Origin of the sequence: Dyadobacter sp. NIV53, assembly GCF_019711195.1 — a bacterium.
Classification (GTDB): Bacteria; Bacteroidota; Bacteroidia; order Cytophagales; family Spirosomataceae; genus Dyadobacter.
In genome coordinates this window covers 5,743,543-5,763,315 of sequence record NZ_CP081299.1, presented here as the reverse complement: position 1 = coordinate 5,763,315, position 19,773 = coordinate 5,743,543, and the positions used below count along the sequence as shown (strand labels likewise).

General features: G+C 41.9%; 12 protein-coding genes. All 12 read right to left on the bottom strand.

Annotation, left to right across the window (positions count from 1 at the left end; translation table 11 throughout):
• Positions 1-75: 75 nt before the first annotated feature.
• Positions 76-2,283, bottom strand: a complete 2,208-nt coding sequence (locus KZC02_RS23850) for a hypothetical protein (RefSeq protein ID WP_221390959.1) — start codon at positions 2,281-2,283, stop codon at positions 76-78.
• Positions 2,276-3,502 carry a BatA domain-containing protein gene (locus KZC02_RS23845; RefSeq protein WP_221390958.1) on the bottom strand — a complete coding sequence of 409 codons (1,227 nt, stop codon included), beginning with the start codon at positions 3,500-3,502 and terminating at the stop codon, positions 2,276-2,278. Before KZC02_RS23845 ends, KZC02_RS23850 begins: the two co-directional genes overlap by 8 nt.
• Positions 3,503-4,405 carry a DUF58 domain-containing protein gene (locus KZC02_RS23840; protein ID WP_221390957.1) on the bottom strand — a complete coding sequence of 301 codons (903 nt, stop codon included), beginning with the start codon at positions 4,403-4,405 and terminating at the stop codon, positions 3,503-3,505.
• Positions 4,406-4,451: 46 nt separating this feature from the next.
• Positions 4,452-5,441: a MoxR family ATPase gene (locus KZC02_RS23835; RefSeq protein WP_221390956.1), complete on the bottom strand. Its 990-nt coding sequence runs from the start codon at positions 5,439-5,441 to the stop codon at positions 4,452-4,454.
• Between the two features lie 170 nt (positions 5,442-5,611).
• A complete protein-coding gene (locus KZC02_RS23830) occupies positions 5,612-6,166 on the bottom strand; it encodes a DUF4159 domain-containing protein (RefSeq protein WP_229253764.1) in 555 nt (184 codons plus the stop codon).
• A gap of 214 nt (positions 6,167-6,380) precedes the next feature.
• Entirely contained in the window at positions 6,381-7,718 is a 1,338-nt protein-coding gene (locus KZC02_RS23825) for a TldD/PmbA family protein (RefSeq protein ID WP_221390955.1), read from the bottom strand.
• Positions 7,719-7,729: 11 nt separating this feature from the next.
• Positions 7,730-9,367 carry a TldD/PmbA family protein gene (locus tag KZC02_RS23820; protein WP_221390954.1) on the bottom strand — a complete coding sequence of 546 codons (1,638 nt, stop codon included), beginning with the start codon at positions 9,365-9,367 and terminating at the stop codon, positions 7,730-7,732.
• A 277-nt stretch (positions 9,368-9,644) separates the two neighbouring features.
• Positions 9,645-10,985, bottom strand: a complete 1,341-nt coding sequence (locus tag KZC02_RS23815; RefSeq protein ID WP_221390953.1) for a TldD/PmbA family protein — start codon at positions 10,983-10,985, stop codon at positions 9,645-9,647.
• A gap of 170 nt (positions 10,986-11,155) precedes the next feature.
• Positions 11,156-11,716: a sigma-70 family RNA polymerase sigma factor gene (locus tag KZC02_RS23810; RefSeq protein WP_221390952.1), complete on the bottom strand. Its 561-nt coding sequence runs from the start codon at positions 11,714-11,716 to the stop codon at positions 11,156-11,158.
• A 247-nt stretch (positions 11,717-11,963) separates the two neighbouring features.
• Positions 11,964-13,490 carry a M20/M25/M40 family metallo-hydrolase gene (locus tag KZC02_RS23805; RefSeq protein WP_229253763.1) on the bottom strand — a complete coding sequence of 509 codons (1,527 nt, stop codon included), beginning with the start codon at positions 13,488-13,490 and terminating at the stop codon, positions 11,964-11,966.
• A 2-nt stretch (positions 13,491-13,492) separates the two neighbouring features.
• Positions 13,493-16,552, bottom strand: coding sequence for a DPP IV N-terminal domain-containing protein (locus KZC02_RS23800; protein ID WP_229253762.1), 3,060 nt, complete (start codon positions 16,550-16,552; stop codon positions 13,493-13,495).
• Positions 16,553-16,672: 120 nt separating this feature from the next.
• Positions 16,673-19,732 carry an amidohydrolase family protein gene (locus tag KZC02_RS23795; protein WP_221390951.1) on the bottom strand — a complete coding sequence of 1,020 codons (3,060 nt, stop codon included), beginning with the start codon at positions 19,730-19,732 and terminating at the stop codon, positions 16,673-16,675.
• Positions 19,733-19,773: the final 41 nt, after the last annotated feature.

Below are 19,773 nucleotides of genomic sequence, written 5' to 3'. Positions count from 1 at the left end.
AATTATTCAAGATAAATTTTACCAGTATCAGACTTTCCAGGTTTTCAATGGGGACGCCCAGCCTTGTAAAGTCGGTCACCTGATTTTTTTCCAGAAAGCATCTTCCAGTTTTTTCTCACTGGAATAACTCTGTTTGCTTTGTTCCGTATGATCAGTACGTTTATAAAGTTCAGTTTTCAATTGCTGCTTTTCTTTTAAAGAAAGTATTTTCCCACTCACCAGTTTTTGCAGAGAACCAATCACCGGCCAGTTTTGCAGACTGCCTTTCATAAGTCTTTCTGATAATAACGAACCTGCCTGCTGTAGCTTAGTTTGCTGTGATTTATTCAGTTTGGGATATTCCAGGTAACCCAGCACTTCTGCTGAAAGTTGTTCTGTACGAACCTGATCAAATATTTTTTCAGAATTCAGGCTCGTATTAATGTCGGTCAATTCCCCGCTCAGGCGTTTTTCTTTTTCCTTGATGGGAGGCGGATCATAGCCGCTTTTCTTTACAAATGCGCGTGCTTTATGCTGAGCAGATTTGAGAAATTCCAGCGCTTTATGCTCAAAAGGAATGGCTTTTTCCGGCTCATACATACGTAAATGCAATTCCGACTGCCACATCTGTTCCAATGCCATTTTCAACAGGCTTCGTGTAGATTGTTCATAAAAAGTATTGGTTTCGGCATCATCATGTGCATGTACATATTGCTCCATCAATGCCGCCACAGGATCTTTGGAGTCACCGTCCTGTCCATGAGCGTGGTCATCATGCTCCTCCTTGTGAACAGGCTCCGAAGCCCTTCGCTCTGCGGCTTCTCCCTCACCATCAGACTTATGCGTAAAGGCGTCCAGAATATTTCCGGTGGCGTGGCTATCACCGGAAGGAGGACCTCCCTGTCCGCCGATACTTGTTTCTGTTTCCTCACCCAGATATTGTCCATAACGCATCCGTAATACTTTCTGATCAAATCCGATTTCATTGGATACAGAATTAAACTCCTTCTTCTGCAACTTCTTTCGTTTTGCAATTAGTTTTTCGGTGTCAATAATGATCTGCCGCTGACTGCGAAAATATTCAGGTATAATATTCACTGCCATGGTAGCCAGTTCCGATTCTTCAATCTGCGCTGTATCTTTATAAACTAAAAAATAAGTATCTGATTTACTGAAATTTGCATCGGGTTGTCTATTGTCAATTGCAGCCCAGTAATAATATAATTCATCGCCAGGAGTGAAATTCAACTCATTCAGATTTATGGTTTTCTGTAAATTGGCTTCCTTAAAATCGGAGGGAGCCAACGGAAATTTCATTTCCCTGAACTTCACATTTTCGCCTGAACCACGCGCCACAGTAGCTACAATAAATGCCTGTTTAACCCGAAAATCATCAGAAATTTTAGCTGCGATCCTGAATGATTTACTATCTTTCAGTAAATGGTATTTATACAATTCTTTGGATTCCGGTTCTATTTTAGGAGCAAGGTCTGGGGTTGCTTCCAGCCTGTAAAAATCAGATTGATACACGACAGAATCTTTCCAATATGCCTTAATTGAATAGAGCCCGGAGCCGGTCAGACGGTCACTGTAAGTGAAAGAACTGTTTGCATTTTTAAACAAAACCTCTTCTCCACGATTATTGACAAGATGAACAGATAAATTCTGATCGTGGCTGAAAGAAACATTCCATTGAATAACTGAACCGGCAATTGCAGTAACATTCAAATCCGAAGATTGTCTTTTTGGCAATTTTGTGTAAGCCGGAGGATTCACTGAAACCTTTACAGATTCGAAAGCAGGAGCAACAAGCAGGTTAGGTTTCTTCTTTTTACCTTCCATTTTTTCGACTGTTTTGCTGTCTTTTGAACCAAAATTGATTTTGGGAAAAACATACGAAAAAGCCACAGAAAACAATAGCAGCCCGATATAAAAACCCATCCCGGAATATAATTTGGAAAATGGAAATTTTACATCATTTGAGTTAAACTGAAGTCTTTCCAACTGTAATTGCTCAGCCAGGTTCAGTTCATTTTTTTCCAGTAAATGAAGGCTGTATTCTGTTTCACCAACATATTCATGGATGAGCGAAATTGCTTTGGGTTTTTTGTTTTGAAAAATACCGGTCACCTTAGCGCCCAAAGTCCATGTGACAATAGCAGCCAAAGCAGATGCTATAAATTCAGAACCCGAAAAAGCTGAAACGAGTATATTGACTGATATAGTCAAAAGCAATAATTTGATAACCGCATCAGCATTAAGATGGCCGGTAACGGAACGGACCAGTTTTTTTAATTCATGCATAAGTCTGACTGGTATTTTTTCTTAAAGCAATCCAACGTTCAACAATCAGCGTGATCACAAAAAATAGCAAAAGCCATTGATAAATCTTGTTGGCATTTTGGTTTGCAACAGGTTTTACGCTTATAAACCGCGCATTGAGCTGTTGCTGACTTAATGGAATGATATCTTCGTTTAACTTGTAATGTGCAACCAAAATATTTCCAACCCATTCGGGCACTGCTCCGTTCTGAACCAGCTCAGAAGTTGAAAGACGTAATGAATCCTGAATTGGAATGATATTTTCTGATAAATTCTGACGCGCATTATCGTTTCGAATGAAATATAATGTTCCAGGATTAGTTTCCATCATTTTTTGATCTGTAAAAATCCATTCGTACTTAATATCCGTTTTTTTAGCAAGATCAATGACAAATGGAATGCTATAAACTTCACCCAATGCAAGCATAGCCGCCTGAACAGTTTGTTGTTCAGCCGGATTTTTATAATCAATTAATACCTGGATTTTTCCTTTATGAACCGGTTCAGAAGCAAATTGGCTTGCAGGAATATTATCCGTCACACCTGTAACTTTCAGTTGTACAACTCCGTTCGGATTCCGATCTGCAAAAAGCTTTTTCCCGTTGCCAAGATCCAGATAAGATATAGCGGCTTTAAGGGTTGAATCAATAATGGAAAAAAGTTTAAAAGAACCCGGTACGTATATTTTAGGCAACCCGGCCAGTTTTTGGTTATAACTGATATACAGGTTCAGTTCTTTTCCCGTTTCACTTACTCTGCTGATACTTTTTTGCAAATACAATTCAACATCTTTTTGTTTTGGCACTACCGAAATATCTTTTGCTTCCTGCTTTTCTGCCCCGATCCAGTAAATTTTTTCACCTTTCTTTATTGCATTTTCCAGTTCAAAACGAAAATTGCTGACAAGCAGATTATCAGGTTCGACCAAGTGAATTTTTTCAGTTAACGGACTTGACCTAAACCAGTTTACAATAGGTTTGCTCAATAACAATACAAGCAGGATAACAAGCAAACAACGGATTAAAAGCAACGGAATTTCATCCAGGCGTAAACCCCGGTTCTGTAAACTTGTTTTATCAATAAGCCATTGTGAAGCTGCCCAGGCGATTGTTTTTCCTTTTTTCTGATACCAGAAATGGATCACAACCGGAATTGTTACCGCCAAAAAGCCCCAAAGCAAAGCTGGTTGCAAAAACTCCATTTATCCTTTGCGTTTGGTTAAAAATATTTTCAAAACCATCCCGATCGGATCGCTCAATTTTGCACGAACCAGATGTACATTCGGTATTTGCAGTTCTGCTTTTAATTTTTCAAAATACAAACCTGCAGATTCCCTGAATTTATCTCTGACTGATTCTGCATCCAGCTCAATTTCTTTTCCTGTTTCGAGATCCTTAAACCGGTAAAATCCTTTAAGATTAAAATCAATTTCCTGGTCTCCAAGTATTTGAAAAACAACAATCTCACGACGCGGATTTGCAAGTGATTTAATCATTTTGAGCCACTCCTCTCCTACCTGTAAAAAGTCAGTTACGAAAATAAATTGTTCTTTTCCTTTCTGCTGAAATTCCGGAAATTTAATTTCTTCATTTAAACCCGTTTTCCATTCGCCATCGGCCACTGTTTTTTCCAGTCCGACCAGTATTTTCTGAAACGCCTGTTTGCCTGATGAAGATGCGCCGGTGGCAGTAATAGTTTGAATCGAATCATTTTGCAAAGTGTACAAACTCATCTGATCATTTTGGATATAACACAAATAGGCCAGCGAAGCCAGCAGGACCTGTGCATATTGTAACCGGCTTACTCCATTTTCAGCATAATTCATTGAACCGGAAAGATCGAGAACAAAACGGATCTGCCGGTCACTTTCCGTGGAAGATTCCCTGACCAGGTGTTTATCTGTCCGGCCAAATAGTTTCCAGTCAATGCGTTTAGGGTCATCTCCTGGCTGATAATGACGATATTGCTCAAATTCAACACCGATCCCCGACCGCTTACTGGAATGAATTCCCAACATCAGCTCCTCACTCACAAGCCTGCCGGTCAATTGGAGGTTTTTGAGTTTGATTAAGTTTGATGCCAGTAATCCGTTGGTTTTTACCATCCTGATATATTTTGTTACATAAGCACGTTTAGTGCTGAAACCATTCCTACCTTGTTTTTAACATTTTCAACAAATCGCCAATCACCTGATCCGTCGTAATACCTTCTGCTTCTGCCCTGAAATTCATGGCAATACGATGACGAAGAATAGGAAATGCGAGATGCTGGATATCTTCCGGAATCACTGCAAATCTTTCATTTAAAACGGCTCTTGCTTTCGCACATAACACCAATGCCTGTCCTGCTCGCGGCCCGGCTCCCCAGTCACACCATTCCTTTACGTATTCGGACGGACTTCCATCGGGCCGTGTGGCTCGTACCAATTTGTTGATCCAGCTGATTAACTCTTCACTGATGTGAACCTGTCTGGTCAGTTTTTGCAGATCAACAATTTCCTCGTCTGTCAGTATCCGGTTTATTGTCGGGCGGAATGTCCCGGTTGTCGCTTTCAGCACATCCAGTTCCTCCTGTTCGTTAGGATAATTCAGTTTGATATACAATAAAAACCTGTCCAGCTGTGCTTCCGGTAGTGGATAAGTACCGGCTTGTTCAATTGGGTTTTGCGTGGCAATAATTAAAAACGGGCCGGGCAGTTCGTAATTGGTTCCGCCGTAAGTCACACTTTTTTCCTGCATGGCTTCCAATAAGGCAGCCTGAGTTTTTGGTGGTGTCCGGTTTATTTCATCTGCCAGAACCACATTTGCAAATATTGGCCCCTGGTTAAATTTAAAAAACTTCTTCCCCGTTTCATGATCTTCTTCCAGGATTTCTGTTCCCACAATATCTCCCGGCATCAGATCAGGTGTGAATTGTATCCGTTTAAAGCTCATGTGCAAAGCTTCCGACATGGTTTTTACCATCAGCGTTTTGGCTAGTCCCGGTACGCCTTCAAGCAGGCAATGTCCGCCCGCAAGCAGGGAAATCAATATTTCGTCAATAGCTTCCTGCTGACCGACGATCACTTTGGCTATTTCTTTTTTAAGAAACGGCAGCTTGGCTACCAGCGTTTTGTAATAGGTTAATTCCTGTGTTTCCAATATTTAGTTATGGTTTATGGAAAGGTTACATATACATACATTGAGTTTTGGAGAGGGTCACAGAGGTTTTTATAACAAAGAAAATTTCATTTGTTTAAAATTTATTTTTTAAAATTTTCTCTGTGGCCCTCCTCCTAACTCAGTACACCTCTGTGTAACCTACACTACAATCAAGCAGTTAATGCATACATGACTATGTTTACTCCGAATCTGGTGTTATCCACCGCCAGAAATCTTTTGTTACGAAAATCGTAATCCCATTCGCAGCCATAATCTTTATTACTGTACAAAACACCGATTCTTCCGTTGATAATGATAGCTTTGAGATAATCATGAACAAGATCATCTCCCCAGCCATTCAGTTCAAAAGAAGTTGTCGGTGGCCCGTCTTCAAATTTGAAGAAACAATTATATATAGGATGATTATTGGGAATTTTTTGCAATGCCTTAGGCCCGAAAGTCCTTTCCATTTCCTGTTCAAAAGATTTGGCAAAAAGCCCGTCGATGTCATGGTTGCAATCGTCAACCAGTACAAATCCGCCGTTTTGAACATATCTTTTGAAATGATCCCGCTCCTGAGCTGAGAACTCCACCAGTTTGTGTCCGCTCAAATAGCAGAAAGGACTTTTGAAAATTTCGTTACTGTTGAGCTGCACCACTTTTTCCTTTTCATCAATGGGTATGGTCGTATATTCTACCAGTGAATGCAGAATATTAGACGGCATGCGCTGGTCAGTATCCCAATTGCCGGATGTATATTGAATGCGTGTAAAAAAAATGGCTTCATTTGTGTTACATTACACAGAGAGCCACAGAGGCAAAAAAAGAGGGACACAGAGATTAAAGAAAAATTCCTGTTCGCTTTTTTTGTATCAAAAATAATATTTCTCTGTGGCTCTCTTTTTAACCCTGTGCAGCTCTGTGTCCCCTACCAGAATACTAAACAGCGTCGGATAGTGACGAAAAAGTAAACTCCCTGATTTTCATGGGAGGAATCATATAATTCCTGTCAGACTCAGTACTTACAACGCGTTCCGGCTTGCCTAATGTTTCAAGATTATTAAGCATAATGACCGGGCTTTCGTTAAAGCGGAAATTTTTGACAGGATGTTTTATTTTACCATTCTCAATATAAAACGTACCGTCCCGGGTTAATCCGGTGAGTAACAAGGTTTGTGGATCTACCTCACGTATGTACCAGAGTTTTGTTACCAATATACCCTGTTTGGTCGATTTGATCATTTCATCCAGAGTAGCGTTTCCTCCTTCCATGATCATATTCCCAGGAAAAGCGACAGGCTTCACATTGTTTTTTTGTGCCCAGTATCTCGAATAATACAGGTTTTTCACCACTCCTTTTTCAATCCAGTTTAATTTTTCCTGAGGCAAACCATCACCCGACCAGGGCGAAGATGGCAGATCAGGATTAGTCGGGTCTGAATAGATATTTACGCGTTCATCCACGATTTTCTCATTCAATTTAGACTTTCCTCCTGCTTTACTCAAAAACGAACGGCCTTCATCTGCGCTTCTTGCGTCCAGATTGAAGAAGATATTTTCAAGTAAAACAGCAGCGGCAGTCGGTTCCAGAATGACCGTATATTTTCCGGGTTCCAATGCTTTTGCACCAACCGAGCCCATTGATTTTTGAATGGCGATCCGTGTTGCCGCAGCGGTATCCAGTTTGCTGATATCACTGTATCCCTTAGCTACATAACCCGAACCGGTCCCGTCCGGTGTTCTGACAGTCAGGGAAAAATTGACTCCCGTACTTGGATAATAGGCAAATAAACCTTTGGAGTTCATCATGGCAGTATAACCCATCTGATTTTCCAGAAATCCGGCTGCTGTCAGGTTCTGGGAACGGGTCAATTCCAGGCTTTTCATTACTGCTGTTGCACGGGAATCGGGATTTGCTGCGGCAGTTGTATCAAAAAATCCGTTGGAAGTCAGATATTTCTGAGGTTCCAGAACACTTACAAATTCAGGGTTTTCAGGAGCAAGCCTGGCAAGTTCTTCCGATCTTCTGACTACTTTTTCAAAAGCTTCATCACTGAATTCATCAATGGTTGCAATACCGACTTTCTTGCCAAAAGATGATTGAACGGATAAGTTCTGGTTGATCAGTTGCCCGCTTGTTGAGACTTCATTTCTTGCATACCGCAGATTACCACGCTGCTCGCCCAGCAAATTAATTTCGCATTCATCTGCTTTGGAATAACTCAGTACTTTTTGTAATAATGCTTTTGCTTCTGCTTCCGTTAATATAACTGACATAGCTGAAATATTTAGATTTTTCTGGCTGTATTGATAACATTCACTCCGTTGAAACGGGTTGTCGAACTACCATGCGAGACCGCACTGGATTGAGAAGGCTGGCCTTTTCCGTCAAAGAACGATCCGCCTAAACGGTAATCACGCTCATCACAAACCTGTGCACAGGAGTTCCAGAATTCCTGGGTATTGGACTGATACGCAACATCTTTCAGCATACCAACAATTTTGCCATCTTTGATTTCGTAGAACAACTGGCCGCCAAACTGGAAATTATAACGCTGCTGATCAATGGAGAATGATCCGTCACCGATAATATAAATCCCCTTTTTCACATCTTTGATCATATCCTCGACCGACAATGGCGTTTTTCCGGAAGCCAGCGAAACATTAGGCATACGCTGGAACTGTACTGAACTCCAGCTATCTGCATAACAGCATCCCTGAGATTCTTTTTCTCCCAAAATATGAACCTGATCACGGATTGCCTGATAATTTACCAGTACGCCATCTTTTACCAAATCCCATTTTTTCGTATTCACGCCTTCATCATCCCAGCCCACTGCTCCAAGCGAACCTACCTGTAATTTGTCAGCGATAAGATTCACTTCTTTGCTGCCATACTGGAAGTTTTTAGATTGCCATTTATCCAGTGTGGCAAAAGAAGTGCCTGCAAAGTTGGCTTCATATCCCAAAACCCTGTCGAGTTCAAGCGGATGGCCAACCGATTCGTGAATCGTCAGCCAGAGATGGGACGGGTCAAGGATCAGGTCATATTTCCCTGCTTCAACAGATTTTGCTGTTAATTTATCTTTTGCCTGTTTGGCAGCCGCCGTTGCGTCTTCCAACATATCATAACCTTTGTTATATCTGGTTGTAATGCCTGTTACTTTGTCGGCAGGATTGGATTGCAGATAATCATAACCCATGCCCATTGGTGCACTTAAGGATTGCCTGGTTTCAAATTTCCCCGATTTCGGATCAATTGCTGTTACCGTAAAAATAGGCCAGATCCGGTGCACATCCTGATCAATATAAGATCCATCAGTTGATGCAAAATATTTTTGTTCGTTTACAGTGAACAAAACCGAATTCATGTAATTGGCCCCGTTGGTCATGGCTGCATTATTAACAGAAAGCAGCAGGTCCACCTTTTCCTTTATTGGCACCTCAAATGCATTTTTCTTGATGGGTGCTTTCCAGCTTACTTCTCCAAACCCTTTTTGAGGAGCGAGCTGAACAGGTTCTTTCATTAGTTTGGCATTTGCTTTGGCAATAGCCACGGCATCTTCTGCCGCTTTCGCCATTTGAGATTCATTTTTTGCATCTACAACAGCAGCAAATCCCCAGCAGCCATTGGCAATAACACGCACGCCAACGCCGTAAGATTCCGTATTGACGATGTTCTGTACCTTATCTTCACGCGTAATAACATATTGGTTAAGATAACGGCCAATCCTGACATCAGCATAAGTTGCACCTTTGGATTTGGCAGCATTAAGTGCTGCATCCGCCAGTCTTTTCTTAATAGCAATATCAACTCCGGGTTCCATAAGTGCTTCCGGAGACACACTTCTTCCCATTGCAAAGCCGGGTAACATGAACGCTCCGGTTCCAAGTCCAGCCAATTCTATAAAATCTCTACGTTTCAAAGTAAAAGGTGTTTGCTAAGTTTCAATAATATGACTTTGGATCAAATAGTCCTGTGCTGTTAAGTATAGGTAAAAAACAAAACAGAACCAACGCACTTTATATATAAGGAATGATAACTATTTAAATGGCAGTCGGCCGTCAGATATCGGCAATCGGCTGTCATACTTCGGCGATCGATTTTCGGCTGTCGGCTTGCGTTCAGGATTTCAACTATTGCATTCATCTGAAATGTATGAGCGTTCAGCCGATAGCCGATAGCTGACTGCCGCCTGCCATTTAAACTGCGTCTGATAAACTGGTAAATGTAAAGTCCCTGATCTTTAATGGTGGAATCAGGTTTCCTCCTGCACGCACCGGTTTTCCGGCCAGTTCCAGATTATTCAGCATAATAACGGGACTTTCATTGAACCGGAAATTTTTCACAGGATATTTGATCTGCCCGTTTTCGATATAAAATGTACCATCGCGGGTCAATCCAGTATATAATAATGTTTGCGGATCAACAGCGCGTATGTACCAGAGACGTGTTACCAAAATTCCCTTTTCAGTTCCTTTGATCATTTCCGCCAAAGTTTCTGTCCCGCCCTGAAATGTAAATCCTGATGGCTGCGGAATGGCTTTAACGCCTTGTTTTTCTGCCCAGTACCGGGAATAAAACATATTTTTTACCACTCCGTTCTCAACCCAAACCACTTTTTCCTGTGGCCTTCCGTCCGAACCACCTCCGCCAAAACGCCCCCCGCCACCTCCAAAAGGAGATCCCGGAATTTCAAGGTTTTGCGGATCGGAATAAATATTCACACGCTCATCAAAAAGTTTTTCACCTAACCGTGTTCCTCCGCCTTTTTTGCCCAAAAAATTTCTGCCTTCGTCAGCATTACGTGCGTCCATACTCCGCATCATATTTCCAAGCAGTTCGACACTCGCGGTTGGTTCTAATATAACGGTGTATTTCCCCGGTTCAAGCGCCCTTGCATTGGATGACGCCAGAGCCTTTTGCATGGCAACTTCCGTAGCAGATCCGGAACTTAATTTTGAAGCATCATTATAATCCCGAGCTGCGTATCCCGAGCCTTTCCCATCTTCGGTGCGAACGGTTATGGAAAAATTAACTGATGTGGCCTTATTATATCCGAAAAGCCCTTTATGATTTCCCATTGCGGAGAAACCAGCTGAATCTTCTAAATATCCGGCCGCTGTCAGATTTTTTTTATTGCAGGGTTCAATACTTTCAAAAGCGGCCTGTGCGCGGTAATCCGGATTGATAGCCGCTGTGTTTTCTGCAAACGAATCAATTTCCAGATACGTTTGTGGCCCCAGCATAGGAACGTATTCAGGATTGTCAGGAGCCAGTTTTGCTATTTCTTCTGCCCTTCTTACTGTCTTTTCCAGTGCAACTTCATCGAATTCATTGATTGTGGCAGTCCCGGATTTTTTACCATAAACCGAAGTTACAGAAAGTGACATATCGGTTGTTTCACCGCTGGTTGAAACTGAATTTCTTGCATAACGGATATTACCTGTTTTGCCGCCCGACAGTCCGACACTTATTTCGTCCGACCTGGAAAATGCGAGTACTTTATCTATGATGTTCTTTGCTTCTTCTTTTGATAACATAACAGTTTCCGGAGAATTTAATATTTAAACAAAAAACAATTGCTTTTCCTGTACCGGTGAAATTGAACAATTAGCAACAAAAGCCCAACCTTTTTTAAATAATAAAAAACCAGCCTGATATGATTAGAGCTGGTTTAAATTTAAAAAGTTAAAAGAGGAGGATATTAATTTTATTGAAGAAATACATGCAGTTCCTGACGAAGCAAAGAAATAGCTCGGGATATCTGCGCTTCCACTGTTTTGATGGATATGCCCAATTCCTCTGCCACTCCTTTATAAGTCAGGCCGGTTTCACGGTTCAAAACGTAGGCTTTCCTGGTTTTGACGGGAAGCCGGGAAATCACAGCATGATATGCCTGTCTCAATTCGACTTCTTCCAGTACATTATATCCGTTGTTGTCAGCAATTTCCTCCTGGTCTTTATCCTGAAATTGTTCAGTTTTTAATTTCCTTTTTTTAGCCAATGCTTTTATTGCAAAATTTCTTGCCGTTACAATAAAATACGCTTTAAAATTATCAATAGAATCTACCTGGATTTCTTCACGCGATTCCCATAACCTTATATAGATTTCCTGTATCCAGTCTTTAATTTCTTCCTGGTCTGTTGAGTACCGCATCAGCACACGAACCAGAACAGGGTAATACTGATCAAATAATAATTTGAATGCTTCTGTACTACCATTACAAAGCTGCTTCAACAACTCCCGATCTGAAAATATTGATTTATTCATATTTTTTATAAGAGCTACAAAATTTTCATTCAAAATATTATTCTGCCTTATTAATATTTATAAATATAATAAATTGTTAATAATGAGTAGTACAGTATTTTAGTTTATTTTTAATCTAAATGTAATATTTTTCAAGAAGTACACTTTTTTGTAATTATAGGTAGAACTTATTGTATAAATAAAATTGCCGGAGGTATAAACCCCCGGCAATTGAAATAGAATCAAAAGATTGGCAATTGAAATGAAATTATATCGACGATGTCAAAAGCGAATAGCAGGTTTTGATGCCCGTTCTTAGATTTCCAAGTCGTAAATTTTCGTTCGGGCTGTGTTGATTATTGTCCATATTCACCAATGGAACGATCACCGCCGGAATGGCCATTGTCTGAATAAACGGAGCAACCGGAACCGAACCGCCCATAATCCTGATGATAATCGGATCCTGGTTAAAATTGCCTGTTATTGATTTTTTCAGCCAGCTTCCGATAGGTGAGTTTACTTCGGTTCGGAATGCTGGAGAACCGGCCCCGCCACCGTCAAAGAAAACCAACTTTTTGTATTTCAGCCTTTCTTCTTTGGTTGGAACATGATCCAGCACTTCATAGCCCAGTTTCTGAATATGTTTTTTCACGAGGTCTGTCATTCTGCCTCCTTCGGTTTCAGGAACCAAACGAATACCGAATTCAGCTATTGCCATTTCCGGAATTATAGAACCGCCGCCTTTCCCTACCACTGCGGCTTTTAATCCACGAACATTAAGAGAAGGGTATTGCATTGACTCCTGGTAATTTTTACCAACTTTTTCCTCTTCGGCAATTTGCAGGCGTTCGTTAATATCCTTAGTAACATCCGGAACGGCCGCCATCATTTTCACTGCTTCGGCATCAAATTTAATCCCGTCGTAAAAACCATCAATCAAAACTCTTCCATCATCGTCTTTCATGGACGATATAATTTTTGATAAAATGAAAGTCGGGTCAGGAGAATAATTTCCAAAATGGCCGCTATGCTGCTGCGTAATCGCACCATAGGTTGTCAGCGAAAAACCTGTACCGCCTCTGCATCCAAAAGTTAAAGTAGGAATATTGGAAGAATGCATCGGCCCGTCCATCACGATCAGGAAATCGGCTTTCAGTTCTGCTTTGTATTTAACCAAAGCGCCTTTCAATCCCATCGAACCTTTTTCCTCCTCGCCATCCAATATCACTTTTACATTGTAAGGCGCATTTTTGTTTTCAGCTTTCAAAATATCCATGGCGTGCAAAAACATCACAATAGGGCCTTTATCATCGGAAGTTGAACGTGCAAAAATCCGCAATTCATCATTGACCGGTGCTTTTTGTAATACATTCCACTCAATTTCCTTGAAAGAACCGTCACCCGATTTTTCTTTTAAAACCGTCATATACGGATCTTTTTGGAACCACTCATTGGGGCGAACAGCCTGTCCATCCAAATGAAAGTAGTACAATACCGTTTTTGTAACACCCGGATACGTTTTCTCGGCCAGGAACAAAGGCAGGCGATCTGTTGGGAGAACGGTTGTTTTAAAACCACGTTTTGCAAATGCTTTTTCTGCCCAGGTAATATTTTTATCTATATCCGTGGCAACCAGCGCATCGTTTGGAATCGCTACATAATCCTTTAATTCTTCCAGTGCAGGAAGCATTTGCTTGTCAACCAGCACATCCGTTTTATTTGTTTTGTTCTGGGCAATGGCCTCTGCTGAAATACCGGAAACAGCCAGCAACAGCATAAATAATATTTTCTTCATCATCATGGTTTTTTCAAAAGTGAATCAATATCATGCAGAATACCGTTTTTCATTACCTGCTTCACATTCCATGCATCCTGGATTTTAACCAGCGGATCGCCGTCCACAATAACCAGATCAGCCAGTTTACCCGCTTCCAAAGTTCCCAGGTCCTTACTTACACCTACTGCCTCTGCCGACCAGAGTGTTGCCGACCGTAAAGTTTCAAAAGGCGTGATTCCGCCATCCACCCAGCATTGCAGTTCTGTGTGAAGGCTCATAGCATAAGGAATAAACGGACTGTCGGTTCCGGCTGTGACACGTGCACCAGCGGCCAGTAAATCTTTCACTGTTTTCTGGATCGTACCAAAATTCGCTATATATCCCGGAAGCATTTTTTCAATCATAGGCACAGCGTCCTGCATTTCCTTAATTGCCGGTGCAGAATAAAATGCATTCAGCTGTTTGTTTTGAAAGAAATTAGGATCTTTTCCAGCCATAGCGTAAAATCCACCCTGCAATGATGCTGTTGGCGTGATATTCATTTGCGATTTTACCAAAAGTTCCATCACATCCTGATACGTATGGTTCATCAACGAAATCTTGGGAGAGTAACCGCGACGGCTCGTGCCACCAATATGTTCTACCGCATCAACGCCATAATGCATAGCAGGAAAAATCTCGTGTGACGAAACCGGAACGCCAATTTTATGCGCATAATTTGTAATTTTTTCCTGAAGAATATCAGGCATTCTTACGTAGGTTTTGATCATATCGTAACCAAGCCTCGAAGCACGTTCCAACTCAAGATCGAGGTGCGCTGTAGACTGAACGCTGTTAGCAAGCCCGTAATAAATGCGTGTTCCGTCGGTAAGTCCGCCTGTAAAAAATTCACGTGGCCCTGTCAGATTTCCAGCATCCCAGGCTTCCTTTCTTTCCAGTGCGTCGTAAGGATCTGAACCGGTTTCACGCAAAGAAGTTATTCCATAAGAAAGCCACAAACGGCCCAATTTTTCACCCGCCATAGCATGCTGGTGCGTATGCATTTCGAACAAACCCGGAATAACTGTTTGAGTAGAAGCATCAATTAATTTACCTGTACGTCCCGCTTTGTGAGGTACAATTTCCTTGATCCTGTTTCCAACTACAACGACGTCAACATTGGTAAGGTATTTGTTATTTCTGCCGTCAAAAAGTTTTCCTGCATGGATCACTACGGTTTCTTTTGGCTGTTTGTATTCCCAATTAAAGTCGATTGGAATTACTTCGGTTGCACCGTCAGCAATACGGATTTGTTTGATGGTGTCCGTTGCCATGTATGCGATTCCCGACGAATTCTGTGTCCAGCTCAACACTTCGGATAATTCATTGGTCAGGCGTTTTGGCGGCCCGATCAGGTTTCCGGTTTCGTCCACTGCGATTGTCCACAATAATCCGTCCTGCACATAAGCCATTATTTTACCATCCGGTGACCAGCTCGGACCGTTTTTCGCACGCATTCCAAGTGACCTGTCCGGAACGGGTGAGACATAACGGTCTGGTTTTTTGTCCAGTGATACAAGTAATATCTTATTAATTCCTTCACGGAATCTTGAAGAACTTACTTCCAGTGAAGATAATGCAATCGTTTTACCGTCTGGTGACCAGCTTGGCTGACTTGGCACAAAAACGGATTCATGCGCTTTTTCAGTTTTTCCTGTTTTTACATCCAGAATTTGTAATGTTCCTCTCCCCCATGAGTTTTTACCATCGGCCTGATAATAAGCAATTTTGGTTCCGTCTGGTGACCATGCCGGATAATTAAGATCATAGTCAAGTTTTACAAGAATTTCCTGTTTGCCCGTTTTTACGTCATGGATCCAAAGATTCATAGCGCCACTACGATCTGTTAAAAAAGCAATTGTATTACCATCAGGAGACCAGACAGGATTGGAATCCATGAAATTGTCATTCGTAAGTGCTTTGGGTTTTGGATTTCCTTTTTGCAACAACCATATATCACCAAGAGCCGAAAAGACGAAACTTTTTCCATCGGGTGAAACATTCAAGCCTTTGATTCCTTTTACAGGATGTGGCTTGCTGCTGTTATCAAAATTGTATTTCTTTCTGGTATACGAAGGCTTTACAACCGTTACTTCTGCTTTGAATGAAATGGGATAAGCACTTGTGCCACCTACTTTTTTACGGTTGATTTTTCCATTGGCACTATACAAATATTCGTCAGCCGATAACCAGCTGATACGGAATGGAAATACATCTTCTCCTTTTTCCGAAACAGTTTTGCTTTCTGCACCTTTCAGGTCCGTCATTTCCAAAGTACTTGCGGCGCCTGAAAATGCACTGAAATAAATAGCTGTTGCATCCATGTTCCAGGTTGGCCCTGTTAACTTGGCTGTATGTTTTACGGCCAGGCTTTCATTGCTTTCTCCGCTCAATACATAAATACCCGGTGCGCTTGTACGTTCGGATACAAAGGCAATTTTACTTCCGTCAGCAGAATATTTTGGGAAATAATCATTCGCAGGATCTTTGGTTAGCTGCGTTAAAGCTTTTGTGGCGAGATCCATTTTCCAGATATCATAATTCCCTTTACGATCAGAGGAAAAAATAATGGATTTGCCGTCAGGTGACCAATCCGGTTCGCGTTCATCAAAAACGCCAAAAGTGATTTGCTTTAAACCGGAACCGTCTTTATTGACAGACCAGATGTGGTAGTAACCATCACGGAAAGAAAAGAAAGCAACCTTGTTTCCATCAGGTGACCATTTCGGCTGGCGGCAATCTCCCATTCCGTCAGTAAGCGCTTTTGCTGTTCCGCCGGCAACAGGAATACTCCATATTGTACCCTGAATATCCAGTGCAATTGATTTTTTATCAGGAGATAAATCGATTGCCATGTTGGTTCCTTCGGTTAAAGAAACCTTTATGGAGTCTGCTGCGAGAACACTGGCTTTATTAATTGATGATCCGACGGTTGTGGCCTTAAAAATCGTAGCCTCAACCACATTGGCAGTAAATAACATTCCAGCCAGACAGGCCACGCTTAATTTTGAAATTCGGTTGGTTCTGAATTTTTTAATCATTTTTATTATTTTAAATCAAATAAATTTCATTGAATCGTTGGAACAACCCGTCGGGGCGGCCCTCGTGGCGGCCCATTTAAACAAGAGTAGGGCGGCCACAAGGGCCGCCCCGACGGGTAATTATTTTTTTAATAAATCGTCGATCAGAAATATTTCTCCGTTTCTGATAACGGTTTCTACATTTAACAGGTCTTTGATATTCACCATCGGATCACCGTCCAGAATAACCAGATCGGCCAGTTTTCCTTTTTCCAGTGTTCCCAGATCCTTGCTCACTCCCAGTGATTCCGCTGACCATAATGTTGCCGCTCTCAACGTTTCGAAATTAGAGATACCGCCATCAACCCAGCTTTGGAGTTCTGCGTGATAACTGAACCCAGGTGCGATAATTGGTGAATCTGTTCCGGGCGTTACGTGGCCTCCTCCTTCAACCATTGTTTTAACTGTCCGTTGGATATTCCCGAACGAGGTGAGAAATGAAGGATTATTTTTAATCCGTGATGCGGTCAAAACCTGTATGGCTGTTTTGGCTTCTTCTGAGTAAAAGGCTTTAAACTGTTTGTTATCAAAAAATGTAGGATCTTTTTGAACCAGCATAGGCAATCCGCCTTGCAGGGAAGCAGTTGGCGTAATATTCATTCCTGATTTAATCAGCAGTTCAGTTACGTCCTGATAAGAATTATTAAGTGAAGTCAGTTTGGGAGAATAACCCCGGCGGCTTGTTGCACCCATGTGTTCCACCGCATCAACGCCATATTTCATGGCTGGAAAAATTTCATGAGAAGAAACCGGCACACCCATAACATGTGCAAAACTGGTTACCCGCTGCTGCATTGCATCCGTCATTCTGACGTAAGTTTTAATCATATCAAAACCCAGTCTTTTTGCCTTTTCAAGTTCCAGATCAAGCTGTGCTCCTGCTACATTTCCGATATTCATGCCATAATAAATACGGCTTCCATCCATAATCCCGCCTGTATAAAAATTACGCGGGCCTTTTCTTTTTCCGCTTAACCAGGATTCTTTCCTTTCCAGTACATCATATGGATCGCCTCCCGGTTCCCGGATTGTTGTAATTCCATAACCCAGCCATAACCTGCCCAGCTGCTCTCCGGCAGCCGCAGTCTGGTGCGTATGCATCTCTATTAAACCAGGAATAATTACTTTTTTGGAAGCGTCGATCAGTTTTCCTGCTCGTCCTGCTTTGTGCGGTTCAATACTTTTGATACGGTTTCCTTCTATCAGGACATCAACATTTGTCTGGTATTCTTTGGTAAGGCCATTGAAAAGTTTACCTGCATGTACTACAATTTGCCCGGTCGGCATTGCAGGTTTATAGTTTAATTGCAGGGGAATTGTTTCTGTGGTTCCGTCAACGATTGATACCTTTTTTAAAACATCCGTTGCAGTGTAAACAATACTTTTGGAATCACCGGTCCAGCTGGGATATTCAGCCAGTTCGTTAGTCAGCCTTCTTGGCGCATTGAGCAATGTGCCCTGTGCGTCTACGGCAACGGTCCACAAAAGCCCGTCCATAGAGAATGCAAATTTTGTTCCGTCCGGTGACCAATATGGGCCATTTTTACCACGAGTTGAAAGTGTTTTTTCATTAATCGGTGTGATAAAACGGCTGCTTTTATCTTCTGTTGAAATGACCAGAAATTTACTGACCCCTTCCCGGTAACGGCTTGAATATGGAACCAGGGCAGAAATCACCACATATTTTCCGTCGGGAGACCAGCTTGGCTGCGATCCGTCAAATAAGGGTTCGTACAAAGTAGTTGATTTCGACGAAGAAAGTTCGATCATTTTTAATGCGTAACGGCCAAATACAGCAGGATCTTTCTGGTAGTAAGCGATTTTGGTACCGTCGGCTGACCATGCGGGATAAGTAATATTATCGGCTGCGTCCAGTATCAGCGTTTCTTTACCCGTTGCAATATCCCGCACATAAAGATCCATATTACCTTTACGGTCAGTCACATACGCAAGCCGTTTTCCATCAGCCGACCATGCCGGATCAATTTCAATAAATGAGTCATTGGTTAAAGCTTCCGGTTTTGCACTTCCTTTTTTTAATAGATACAAATCACTCAAAGCCGTAAAGGCAATGGTATTTCCATCAGGAGAAACCACCGGGCCTCTGATTCCTTTTGCTGCAACTTCTTTGATATTATTAAAATCATGAATCTTCTGCGGATATTTTCCGCGTCCCAGGCTTATCTGTACCTGAAAAGGAATTGCAGTTGTTTTTTTATCACCTATTTTGCCGCGTTTTATCTGGCCATCAGCAGAATACAAATATTCTGTATCAGAAATCCAGGATACTTTGAATGGGAAAACATCTTCTTTTTCGTCAGATAAAGTTTGCCATTCACCGCCTCCAACCTGAGCCATATCCAGCAAGCTTTTGCCATCAATAAAACTGTTAAAAATGATTTTAGGCTGAGCCGGATGCCAGACAGGAGAAGAAAGTTTTCCTTTACTGGTTAAAAATAATTTTTCTTCACCAGCCAGGTCTTTGATGTAAATACCAGGGCCGGAAGTGCGTTCGGAAACATAAGCGATTTTGGAACCATCAGCCGAGTAGGAAGGGAAATAATCGTTGTTCGGATCTGTGGTAAGCTGCTTCATTGTACCCGTTGCCAGATCCATGGACCAGACATCATAATTCCCGCTCCGGTCAGATGAGAATACAATGCTTTTGCCATCAGGAGAATAGGCGGGTTCGCGGTCATCGAATGTTCCGAATGTGATTTGTACCGGAATTCCACCGTTTTTACCCACTGTCCAGATATGAAAGTTGCCATCCCAAAATGCCTGGAAAGCAACTTTGGAACCATCAGGAGACCAGACCGGCTGTCGGCAATCTCCCAGCGCGTCAGTCAGCGCAACGGCTTTTCCTCCGCTTGCCGGAATTTTATAAATCGTTCCCTGCAAATCCATGACAATCGTATTCTTGTCAGGTGATAATGCAATGGCAATGTTGGTACCTTCTGTAAGTATTACTTTTACCGAATCCTCTGCCGCTTTGTGCGGCGAAGCGATTGCTGTCAGGCTTAGGGCTAAAAATAGGGAGGTTAAGCCTGTTGATAAATAATTTTTGTGCTTGTTTTTATTTACCGGTCCGACGGCTTTTTCAGCCGTCGGACGGATTTTAGCTGGTTCAGGAATGATCATTTTTATTATGAAACGTTGTGGGTTAAGAAAAAGCAGCCCCG

Coding starts and splice junctions, on each gene's coding strand:
- KZC02_RS23800 (WP_229253762.1), bottom strand. CDS start 16,552: ATGATTAAAAAATTCAGAACCAACCGAATTTCAAAATTAAGCGTGGCC.
- KZC02_RS23830 (WP_229253764.1), bottom strand. CDS start 6,166: ATGCCGTCTAATATTCTGCATTCACTGGTAGAATATACGACCATACCC.
- KZC02_RS23845 (WP_221390958.1), bottom strand. CDS start 3,502: ATGGAGTTTTTGCAACCAGCTTTGCTTTGGGGCTTTTTGGCGGTAACA.
- KZC02_RS23825 (WP_221390955.1), bottom strand. CDS start 7,718: ATGTCAGTTATATTAACGGAAGCAGAAGCAAAAGCATTATTACAAAAA.
- KZC02_RS23810 (WP_221390952.1), bottom strand. CDS start 11,716: ATGAATAAATCAATATTTTCAGATCGGGAGTTGTTGAAGCAGCTTTGT.
- KZC02_RS23805 (WP_229253763.1), bottom strand. CDS start 13,490: ATGAAGAAAATATTATTTATGCTGTTGCTGGCTGTTTCCGGTATTTCA.
- KZC02_RS23815 (WP_221390953.1), bottom strand. CDS start 10,985: ATGTTATCAAAAGAAGAAGCAAAGAACATCATAGATAAAGTACTCGCA.
- KZC02_RS23850 (WP_221390959.1), bottom strand. CDS start 2,283: ATGCATGAATTAAAAAAACTGGTCCGTTCCGTTACCGGCCATCTTAAT.
- KZC02_RS23795 (WP_221390951.1), bottom strand. CDS start 19,732: ATGATCATTCCTGAACCAGCTAAAATCCGTCCGACGGCTGAAAAAGCC.
- KZC02_RS23840 (WP_221390957.1), bottom strand. CDS start 4,405: ATGGTAAAAACCAACGGATTACTGGCATCAAACTTAATCAAACTCAAA.